The organism is Acinetobacter sp. WCHA29 (genome assembly GCF_002165335.1).
Taxonomy (GTDB): domain Bacteria; phylum Pseudomonadota; class Gammaproteobacteria; order Pseudomonadales; family Moraxellaceae; genus Acinetobacter.
This window is the reverse complement of sequence record NZ_NHRQ01000004.1, coordinates 208478-220289: the sequence shown is the minus strand read 5'-3', so window position 1 is coordinate 220289 and position 11812 is coordinate 208478. Positions and strand designations below refer to the sequence as shown.

Sequence of the window (11812 nt, the reverse complement as noted above, 5' to 3'; positions counted from 1 at the left end):
CTTATTTCCTTTGCTTTGCTAGGGTTCTTTTTTTCAACATAGCAACAAGACGCATAACGTCTAACTGACTTTCGCCAAGTTCAAATTTAAGGGTTTGGATTAATTGGTTTGCAAGTTCAAAATCATTATTTTGGATTGCATCCATTGCTTGGCTGATTTGCTCAGCAACTTTAGGATTACGATAACTTGTATCCATGTATTGCAATAATACCGTATTAGCATCTTGCCCATACAATGATGGTAAAGCATTAACTTCCTGTCCATCTAAGTCATAGACCAAAATGTTTTGGGTGTCAGATATGACCAATGGCGAATGAGTGGTTAAGATAAACTGACAATTAGGGAAAGTGGTTTGAAGTCGTTGTATGATTGATCGTTGCCATTGTGGGTGCAAGTGCATATCAATTTCGTCAATCAAAATGATGCCTTTACCTAGTAATGGGTTATCTAACTTAGGATTCATCATGGCTAAACGTCGGGCAATATCCCCCACCAATGCCATCAAGGATTTTTCACCTTGGGATAATTGATTAACATTTAAAGTTTTGTCATTTTTATCAATAATCATTGCCAAACGTGGTTTACGGCTAACTTGTAAGTTTTTAAAGCTAGGCATAAAAGCATAGATGGCTTGTCTAACCGCCTCAAGCTGTACATCTTTAAACTTACCCGAATTATATTGATCTACTTTTTTAAAAAGTTCTTCATCATTTGCATCTTGTTTAATTCGTAAAATAAGGTCTTTTATAAATTCATTCTCAACATCTTCCCGATCTCTAAACCACTCAAAAAAGCGTCTAAAATCCACGGCGTTATTTAAAGCATTGTCATAACCATCTATTTGTAAAAATTGATGCTTTTCCCGTATTTTTAAGGGGATGTCGATCACGCTACGTTCAACGGGATAAAATGCAATTAAAGGTAAGCTACTTTGATCATCCTCACCTAGCCATTGTTTATAATAACTGGTTAGTTGATTTAGTTCCGTTAAATGTGTCGTAAATTCAGCTTTTCTCGCCGTGCGGTTTTTAGTAATACGCCATGTATAAGCTTGGATTTGTTGTTGTAGGTTTTGATCATTAACAATGATTTCGACTGCTGCTGCATTCGCCGTATTTAAAATCACGCTTTCAGGGATCGGTGTACCATTAGACTTGTCATGTTTTAAACGGGCTACAAACCAAGTCAATGCCGTTGCGACCGACTTTAATAGCGATGTCTTACCACTACCGTTATTACCAATAAAAACCGTGATGTTTGATGGGTAGTCTTGTGTAGGTGCTAAAGACACGCTTAGGTCTTGGAATTGCCCAATATTTTTTAGACTAAAGCTTTGTATTTGCATACCTATGTCCTTTTAATTTCACACGCTTACAACAACATACCATATCAATTTTAAACTTGGCTGATTTAGCCCTAAGCAACTTTGATTTTTCCTGTTACAGCATCATTGATTAGGGTTGTTTTATATTCTTTTAGCTTTTGGATCGCAAACATTTGAAGTCCAATTAGTTCATTAATGGCATCCATTTGTCGATCTAAATAACTTGCTATAGCCTTTTGTTCATCAATTGATGGAAGTAATACTATTAAGTTTTTTAATAATTCTTGACTAAGGGATGCCCTAATAACAAGATTCATTTCTTTAACAAAATATGTCCTCATCATTTGTGCATTAAAATAATATTTTGAAAACTCTTTGGTAATATAATTCGCATTTGTAGGTCTAAATCTTATTAAAAATCCTGCAAAAGTAGCTTTTTCAATTGTTTGATAACAAATAGATGCAAATCCGATTTCATCAACGGTTTCAGATGTTCGTGTAAAAAAAACATCACCTTCTAAAACTGAATAATTTTTTTGATCTGCTATAGATGATTTGGCTAAACCATCAACACTCAATGGCAATTGTCTATTTTTATAAACATCACCATAACTCACAAATGGATAGCCCGATCCAAAATATTCGCTACCAGCACTGATTCCATTTTGTGTCACACCTAAATAACGTAACTTGGATAACTGCCAATGTTCAGGTATTTCCCCAATCCAGTCCACACCACTGTCTTTCATTTTGACATTTGGGTCTAAACCTTTAGTAACCGCTTGTTGGATCACAATTTGTTTGCGTTCATTTAGCAAAGCAATTTGCTGTTCTTTAGTTGCAATCGCTTGGTCAATTTGGGTAGTTTTTTGGTCTAAAAATGAAGCTATTTTTTCTTGTTGATGAATAACAGGAATCGTAACTCTTAAACCACCAATAAAATCCCAATTTGCTCTAGGCATTTTTGTTCCATACGTGGAACTATCAATAATATTAATAATTGTATTGCTAAGAAAAAAATATTTAAAAAAATCAGGGAAAACCTTAGTATTATGTCTAAACACATAAATATCACCAAAAGCTTCACCATCAAATTTAGCTAAATATACTTTAGCCAAATATGGTCGTAACTTACCGAATAATATATCATTTATTTTAAATTTTACAGCATCACCCTCAAATTTTGATTCAGTTGTTATAAGTTTACCTGTCCAACTTTCAATATTTTCAAGTGATATTACATTAGTTTTTTCAGTAGTTTTATTTGATATTAATACGCATAAATTTTTAATCTTATAAGTTTTCCAATCATTCGGTATATCACCCAACCATTGCACGCCACTGTCTTTATAGGCATCGTATTTTTGATACATCATTATCCCCTTAAAGACCCAAGTAAAACGCTTTAATCTTTTGTGCCATCAATTGACGGCGCTGCGATAAAAATTCGTTGTAATGGGTATGATCAGATGTATCTAAACTTTCAGGGATACAATTCAATGCCTTATTATCTATTAATACATCTTGGGATTTAATTGAACTATATTCACTTTCATAAGACTTATTCTCATTGATGGCTATTTCTTTAGCTTTAATTTCATCTACCACCTTAACCATATACTCTTTAGGTGCTAAATTGCCCAATTTGATATTAATTTGTTGTTCTGTAAAAGCATAATTGGCAACTTGGTTGTAATCACTTTTCTTAAAATCCTTTTTAATTAAATAATTTTTTGGAAAAATATGATGCACATTACCATTACTACTTTGTTCTAACAAATTACGTACACTCATACTTTCAGACAAAAATGCTGATTCGTTATTTTTACATTGCGATGCCAAATAGCATAAATAAGCATTATTTACCGTACTTGAACTATCCAAGTCATTTACGATACGATAATTCCAAAAACCATCATCCAATTCAGCTTGCTCAATTTGATTTAAATAAGCCTCAATCCCTTTATCAAGGATTTGCTTACTATCACGTTCAATAGCAGATTCAGATGATCCTGAATAACGTCCTGTCAAAATGGACAATACAAACCAACGCTTCACTAAGTTTTGTATTTTAGTTTCATCCATGCCTTTACTACGTAAACTTAGGTACAAGGCATAAGCAAAGTTTAAGCTACCTTTTGAACTGATCAATTTACGGTTAATAAACCCTGCCGATTGGATTAAATTAATAAAACGCTGATAGTTTGTTTTATTAAAAAACTCGACTAATCCTATACCCAGTTTTTGATAACTTTCTTCAGCAATAGTTTGTACATTAGTACGGTTTTCAAAATCACGCCCCGATAACAAAGCAACCAAATCGCTAAACTTACCTCGATTAAATTGATAGGTATAAGCGACACGTAATACATCTAAATAATTGGGCTGATATAGATCATCTTTAACACTAGCTATCCAACTAATTGTTTTATAGTCATCCGATTCAACAAAATCTTTATCATTTTGCTTAATTGTTTTATCAAAACTTCCATCGTTCATTAAATGACAAAAATAGTCGATCATCTTACGTAGGCGATTACCACCAAATTGCTCGTCAGATGCAATCTTAGACATAACAAAATCGGCATTGCTTAACACGACACCTTTTTGGTTAATACGGATAAAGATTTCAGTAACCGTATCAATATCCAAACTCGCATCAAGTTCAATAATACCAATTTGACAGTTTTTAATCGCTTTAAGTTCTTCTAGCTTATTCTCAATAAAGTCCTCATCCGCATCCTGATTTAAAGCCATATATGCTTTACGTGCTTGCGATATAGACATTTGACCATTCAAAATTGGTGATATGTCATTGACCCACAATGGATCACGCTCAATTGCGGTATTACACACTTCAAAAAAAGACTCGTCCCCTTTTGCTGTTGGGTTATATGCAATTTTAATTTGTACTTCTTTATAGTCTTTGTTTAATACCAATTGTCCCACAACTGCTGCGGTCAAAGCAGTAATACGTTGCTGACCGTCAATTAAAATCTTTTTACCATTGGACAATGTGCCATCTTTTAAACGGATGTCTTGATTTTTCCAAGTAATGATATAGCCAACGGGATAACCTTTATAAAGGCTATCCATCAAGTCACGGACTTTACTACTATTCCAAACAAATGGACGCTGTATTTCAGGGATAGCTATTTCACCAGATTTAATCCAAGCCAATAATGTTTCTACTGGTTGCTGGTGTACAGAATATTTTGCCATTTCCCTTAAATTCCTAAAATCTGTGCAATCAAACCATCAGCTTGTTTTTCAAGTGCCAAAATATCTTTGGCAACATCATCTAATGATCTTAATGGTTTGTGTTGGTAAAAATACTTATTAAAGCTGATCTCATAGCCAATTTTAACGCTATCTAAATTAATCCAAGCCTCATCTACGTGTGGCTTAACTTCATCTAAAAAATAGGTATGGATATGTTGTTTTAATGGGATAGATTCGCTATCACGTATATCGGCATTACTTTCATAGGTCACATACTCACCTGACTTCACTGTGGCATAGTAACCAAAGTCGGCAAGGTCTTTTTCCTGACATCCTAAATAATTTAATAAATCATCACGCTTTTCAGCATTTAATTTAATCACTTTCTTAATGACTTTTTCCGCCGTTTCGTCATACCAACTAACGGCATTTAAAATGCTATTTTTTTCAGGTGCGGATAAAGATAAACCTAAATCATTAATTGCTTTATCGACATCTTTTTTAAACACATTGTAGTCGTTGTATTCAACATTACCAATGTGCTGCATTAAGGCTTTTGCTGATTCAAATAAAGCATTTAAAGATAGCCAATGTTTAATATCAAACAACTTGGTTTTAGCTTTGGTATTTAAACTGATGTCCTGACTATCACACCAAGCCATGACATCTTTTTCAACTTTCTTTAAAAACTCGGCTGTATAAAGATCATCCCCATATTTCTCAAGCATATATTGCATAGGCTCAAGTAACGACTTATCAAACTTTAAGCCCTCTAATTTATCTAAACTAAATTGGGCTTTACGGCGGTCGGGACGTTCAATATTAACTTTATAGTAACCAAAATCCTGATTATCAAATACTTTAGCTGCAAGCCCAATTGGGTCATGATTGCTATCAATTTGGCGGTTTAGCTCATGACCATCTAAATAGCACTGTACAATCTCTGCAATATGTTCAGGTGCAAACTCACAGTTCTTATTACCCAAGTTTTTACGTAATTTACGATAAAGTAAGCTTGCATCTATTAGCTGTACTTTGCCCTTACGGTTTTCAGGTTTGTTATTGGACAACAACCAAATATAAGTGGTAATGCCTGTGTTATAAAAAAGATTGTTCGGCAATTGGACAATCGCATTTAATAAATCATTTTCAATAATGTAACGGCGGATATTACTTTCACCACCACCTGCATCCCCCGTAAACAGACTAGACCCGTTATGTACCGATGCAATACGGCTACCAATTGGGCTAATGCTAGTCGGTTTTAACTTGCTCACCATTTCCATCAAAAATAACAACTGACCATCACTAGACCGTGGTGTTGCATCAAGCTCAGCTTCATTCCCCCAATAGTCTTTTAAAATTACTTTAAAACGTGGGTCAATGACATCATTACCATTTTTAATGTACTTTTGCTCAGATGCCCAGCTTTTACCATACGGCGGATTAGACAACATAAAATCAAATCGGGTCGATGCAAACTCATCGGTGGATAATGTAGACCCAACACGGATGTTTTCAGGGTTGTTGCCCTTGATCATCATATCTGACTTACAAATAGCGTAAGTTTCGTCGTTAATTTCTTTACCATATAAAAAGATGTCACGATCAACATTTTCACCATAGCGTTCTTCGATAAAGTTTTGCGACTCGGTCAACATGCCACCACTACCGCAAGCGGGATCATATACCGATAAAGCATAGGGGATTTGATCTTTAATTGGATCAAAAACCAAATGGGTCATTAACTCAATCACTTCACGTGGGGTAAAATGCTCACCCGCTTCTTCGTTATTTTCTTCATTAAACTTGCGGATCAATTCTTCAAAAACGTATCCCATGCCCAAGTTGGACAATCCTGCCAACTTGTAACCATCGGGGTCGGTCATATCAAAAGGGCTTAAATTGATTTTAGGTGATACAAATTTTTCCAATACATCCAACAATACATCTTTGTTTGCCATATGACGGATTTGGTTTTGTAAATTAAAACGGGGAATAATTTCTTTAACGTTATCACTAAAACCCCGTAAATAATCTTCAAAATTGGCAAGCAAGATTTGCTGATTATTGGTTGCGGTATCAAAAAGGCTTTTTAATGTCCACTTAGATGTATTGTAAAATACATAGCCTGATACGTGTTGCAAAGACAAAGCATCTAATTCAATAAAATCTTGTTCTTCTTTTTGTTCTCGGACTTCATCTAAAACTTGCTGTTTAGTCGGTTCAAGTAAGGTATCTAAACGGCGTAATACCACCATAGGTAAAATGACGTCACGATACTTACCTCGTACATAAACATCTCGTAAACAGTCATCGGCAATTGACCAAATAAAAGACACAAGTTTATTATGTACTGAATGATCCATTTTTTACCCAAAAACACCTAAATTTCTTGTGCTTGTATTAAACAACATTTTAGGCAAAATGGCAGTAAAGATTGTGTTCAGATGTTCATATTGCGACATTTACTGTCGTTAAAAGTATCTTCAAAGACTGGTGTGATACACCAACTTTTTTACTTCCGCTTGATATTCATCCCATTCAGACACAACTTGCCCATATTGGGTAAAGACATCACGTTCAGGGCTATTTTCATCCAACAAAATGATTTTGGGGTATCTTTGCTGTAATTGACTTATGTCCAATTGATCTAATTTAGGGTAAACCAAGCCATAGCCCAACCAATGTTGCACGGCGATGGATAAAACTAAACTATTTTCATGCTCGGTTTCAGCCATAATGACATCGGGATCAAATGCTGTGATTTGATGCTGATCATCATCCGTCATTTGTATTTGTAATGATCTAAAGCCTAAAACTGTCGATTTTGGATTCTCATAAGCTGATAATAATTGCATAGCACTTTCCTTATTCTTTTACTAAATTGTCTATATAGTCTGCCCACCATTGCATCATCCCAACTCGTTCTTCAAGGTGTGTCGCTTTATCATAACTACCCTTTGATCCCTTTTTCATATGGGCTAAAGATGCTTCAACCACTTGCGCTTTATCACTAAATTGATTATTTAATGCGGTACTTGCAATATGCCTAAAACCATGTGGGTTTTGTCGATCTTTATACCCCATACGGTTTAATGCCATATTAAAGGTATTGTCTGATATAGGCTTACTTAGGCTATTACGACCTGCAAACAATAACTCAGATTCCGTTCGATATTGTTCTAACTCTTTTAATAATGTAATGGCTTGTCTAGGCAAAGGTACGACATGGGCGATCCTTTTTTTCATAATTTCGGCAGGCTTCGACCAAATAGCTTTATCAAAATCAAACTGATTCCATGTCGCATAACGTAATTCTACGGGGCGTGGGAATAATAAAGCCATTAGTTCCAAGCCAATCGCTAATTTACGTTGATGATGATTACGGATGTCTATAATCAATTGGGGTAACTCATCAACTCCAACGGCTTTCATATTTTTCTTATTCTTATTTTTATCTAAATGCTTGGTCATCCCACCAATCGGGTTAAAGTTGATCTTTGCTTGGAATTTTGCCCAGTCATAAGCATTACAGCAATAAGATGTTAATTTTTCAACTTGGGTATGGATGTTTAATTCACGTTGCAAACCTTGAAAGAAGTCAAACCATTCTTTAGGGGTAATTTCCGTAAAATCACGCTCGCCAAATTTAGGGATAATATGACGGTTAATAGATTTTTGCGCTTTATCAAAAGTTGTTGCACCCCATGCGGATTTTCTAGTATCCAACCATTCCTCCATTAAGATACTAAACTTTTGCCCCTCGATCTGTTGTTGCTGTTGTTTAATGTGCTTCTTTGTTTCTAACACGTCCCCATTGGCTAATTTTTCAGATAACTCATTTGCCTTACGCCTTGCTGCTGCACCACTCACACTTGGGTATCCACCAATCCCTTTCCATGACCAAGTGCCTTTTTCATTTTTATAACGTAATTGCCAAGACTTCTTGCCTGTCTTTTGCACGACAAAATACAATCCGCCTGTATCACGTTCACGGTAATCTTTATCTTCGGGTTCTAAACTTGCCAAAGTCGTGTCGGATAAAGGTCTTTTTTTAATGGCATCTCGTTTCATTTGGTTCTTGTATCATGAGTTAAGTTTTAATCAATGATACACCATATGATACACGGCGGACAGTGGTATGTACCTTTATATAACGGCATATAAAGCAATAAAAAAGCCCTAAATACATGATATTTAGGGCTTTTTAACTTATATATCGTGATACACAGACATACAAATTTAATATATTGGTAGGTATATCCAGACTCGAACTGGAGACCTCTACGATGTCAACGTAGCGCTCTAACCAACTGAGCTATACACCTAGAATGAGAGCATAATATTCATTTTTAATCAGCTTCACAAGTTTTTTTGAGATTGTTTAATTGCGATCGCACAGACTTTAAGCAGTTTCTTAAACTCTTGAATATTTTGCTGAGTATTCTGTTCTAAAAACACAATTTTTTGATATAACACAACTACTTGATGAAATGATTTTTGATCACTATCTACACTTGATAAACGCTGCATCCAAACTTGAAATGTTTCCTCTGATCTTTTATGCAAATGTTTAGGCAATTGCTTTTGAAATTGAATAATGACACGTTGATATAATTCTTGCTGACGTGTTTGTCTCCACCAATAAAAACCAACGTATACAGCTAAAATTCCTGCAATTCCTATAATTAAGATCAGCACATAACTATAGCTCGAATTAAAGCCTAGCTTAGATAACCAATTTTTTTGTTTTTCGGCATCATAACCGACTACTTTGGATTGCCATTGATAACCTAAATAGTCACTCCAAACACGCATGTTTTTCAGAAATTTAAACTGTTGTAAACGCCATGCTTGTGCCTGTGCATCTCCCCAAACTTTCTGATCCTCCGCCATATAATTCTGCATTCCTGAATCTATACGTTGTGGTGCAATAATTGCTGTAGGGTCAATTCTTTGCCATTCACCATCTAGATACACTTCACTCCAAGCATGTGCATCAAGTTGACGAATCTCCCAACTTTCTCCATCTAATGCAAACTGTCCACCTTGATAACCTGTCACAACTCTGGCAGGAATCCCTGCATAGCGCATTAGCATCACGAAACTAGATGCATAATGTTCACAGAAACCCTTGCGACTAGAAAATAAAAATTGATCTATACGATCACTGCCAAGTGTACCTGGTGCCAAGGTATAAACGAAGTTATGGTCTCCATACCAATTCAGCACCTTTTTAATATATTTCTCAGGCTGTTTCTGACTTTGTTCAAACAGTTGATGGGCTAATTGCTGTGCTTTTTGATCACGATCATGATCAAATCGAGTATTAAATTCAATTTGACGTGATGATAACAAAGTAGAAGATGTTGATGTACGCCCCAACCAAAACATTTGGATAGGTTGATTACGTTTAATAAGTTTAGACGGGCGTATACTATCATCTTGATACAGTTGTAAATAACGTTCTTGTGGAATGGAATATTCCAACCCCATGATCCAATTTGCCTGTTCATCAGCAGCTAAGTATTGATAGGCAACTCCTTGAGAATTTGAAGTTACGCTTTTAATCTGTTGATTATAAAAACTACTGGTCCATGTTGTACCATCATACTCATCCAAAACCAAAGCACGCCAGTAAAGCTCCTGTCTATCTGGTAGTTGTCTCATATCTGCAACAACACGAAAAGCCAAAGCCGATGATTGTGATAGTTGTGCAATGTCTCCTGGAGACATACGATCACTAATCCCAGTAGTGGCTTGATTCTTTTGAATAGGAATTGCCCAAAGCGGTGGCAACCGAGGGAAGAAAATAAATAATATAATAAAGAACGGTGTCGCAATCCCGACAAACTTTAGAATTTGTTTAACATCATTTTTTAACTGATTGGATAATAATTGATGCTGGTTAAATAGACCAGTTTGAATCCGATACAACCCCATCAAACATATCACAAATGCTGAAAAAACCAGGACAGCCATCCAGAATGCCTGACTATGTAACAATAAACTGGCACTGACGAATAAGGCAAAGTTAAATACAATCAATAAATCACGGGTATTCTTGGCTTCCAAACTTTTCGCAAATAAACACGTACTTAAAAATGCGACTCCAGCTTCTACTCCCAGTAAAGTTTGATAATTTAAATAAATAAGACCCAAAGATAATAAAGAGAAAAAAACTAAAAATAAGCGTGGAAATGGTGAAATTTTTTGTTTGCTATATCGCCATACCAATATAAGCCAAATAACGCCCCACAACCCACTCAATGTCACAGGAATAAAAGCCACTTGCCCAATTAATACAAATGCCAATACAGCTAAAATGCAAAAATAGATTTGTTTGGTCATAATCTTAGGCCTGTGCAAGTAGAAGTTTTGCTTGAAGAAGCTGCATCTGCCCCTGACCACTTTCTAATCTTGCATGTGGCAGTATCAATGCATAATCATGACCAAGTTGTTCACATTGCTCAATTAATCCCATCATAAAGCTTAATTTTTCCTCATGACTTTGTGCAGGGATTTTTTGATAATCAATTTCTAAATGTTGATGATTGGCTTGAGCTTCAAACATTTTGATAAAAAAGCCCTGTCCTCGAGCAACTTGCTTCCATGCTACATTTTGATAAGAATCACCTTGTTGAAAGGCCCTAAGCTCCTTAAATTCATCTAAACTATCGTTCGCATTCGTTGGTTGGTTTTTATGTTCTTTTTGCCAATCATGCGCTTTAGGTGCAATCCACACTTTTTGTTTTGGATATAAATAAGTCCACGCTCGCACCAAACCTAAAGGATAGGTCGAATAAATTTTCATCGCACCAAATTCAAATAAACCACGCTGCTTTGGAAAAAAAGCCAGTTCGAAGGTCTGTTGTTGCTGATCTAAATAAATTAATTGTTCTTGTTGCAGCCATTGAATACGTAAATATCGGGTCATTACCGATGGCTGATTAAAGCGAAGTTTTAAAATGAAAGGCTGATCGACTTGCCCAACTTCAGCTGCAATCAGATCAATTTGTAAAACATGCAATTGCTTGAATGTGAGATAAAAATTAATCCATAAAATTGCACTGATTAGAAAACAAAAACCTAAAATCAAATTATTTGCATAGTTAATCCCTGCAATAAAGGTAATTAAAATCAGAATGAGATATAGAAAACCTTGCTTATAAATAAAAACCAAAACATCTTTCTGTAACAGGGTTTTAGTCCCATTAACCTGAAAGCGTTTCGCAATCCACTGCTGAATCCTTTGCATAAGCC

General features: G+C 35.4%; 8 protein-coding genes and 1 tRNA gene. All 9 read right to left on the bottom strand.

Annotation, left to right across the window (positions count from 1 at the left end; translation table 11 throughout):
- Position 1: 1 nt before the first annotated feature.
- Entirely contained in the window at positions 2-1345 is a 1344-nt protein-coding gene (locus tag CDG59_RS05045; RefSeq protein WP_087543989.1) for an AAA family ATPase, read from the bottom strand.
- 71 nt (positions 1346-1416) lie between these two features.
- Positions 1417-2700: a restriction endonuclease subunit S gene (locus CDG59_RS15445; protein ID WP_087543987.1), complete on the bottom strand. Its 1284-nt coding sequence runs from the start codon at positions 2698-2700 to the stop codon at positions 1417-1419.
- A gap of 7 nt (positions 2701-2707) precedes the next feature.
- Positions 2708-4546 carry a DUF262 domain-containing protein gene (locus CDG59_RS05035; protein ID WP_087543985.1) on the bottom strand — a complete coding sequence of 613 codons (1839 nt, stop codon included), beginning with the start codon at positions 4544-4546 and terminating at the stop codon, positions 2708-2710.
- A 5-nt stretch (positions 4547-4551) separates the two neighbouring features.
- Positions 4552-6915, bottom strand: a complete 2364-nt coding sequence (locus CDG59_RS05030) for a type I restriction-modification system subunit M (protein WP_087543983.1) — start codon at positions 6913-6915, stop codon at positions 4552-4554.
- Positions 6916-7035: 120 nt separating this feature from the next.
- Positions 7036-7407: a hypothetical protein gene (locus tag CDG59_RS05025; protein ID WP_050040313.1), complete on the bottom strand. Its 372-nt coding sequence runs from the start codon at positions 7405-7407 to the stop codon at positions 7036-7038.
- A gap of 10 nt (positions 7408-7417) precedes the next feature.
- Positions 7418-8623: a tyrosine-type recombinase/integrase gene (locus CDG59_RS05020; protein ID WP_087543981.1), complete on the bottom strand. Its 1206-nt coding sequence runs from the start codon at positions 8621-8623 to the stop codon at positions 7418-7420.
- A 177-nt stretch (positions 8624-8800) separates the two neighbouring features.
- A tRNA-Val gene (locus CDG59_RS05015) sits at positions 8801-8877 on the bottom strand.
- Between the two features lie 34 nt (positions 8878-8911).
- A complete protein-coding gene (locus CDG59_RS05010) occupies positions 8912-10900 on the bottom strand; it encodes a transglutaminaseTgpA domain-containing protein (RefSeq protein ID WP_087543979.1) in 1989 nt (662 codons plus the stop codon).
- A 4-nt stretch (positions 10901-10904) separates the two neighbouring features.
- Complete coding sequence (locus tag CDG59_RS05005; RefSeq protein ID WP_005159358.1) at positions 10905-11807, bottom strand: DUF58 domain-containing protein; 903 nt, start codon at positions 11805-11807, stop codon at positions 10905-10907.
- Positions 11808-11812: the final 5 nt, after the last annotated feature.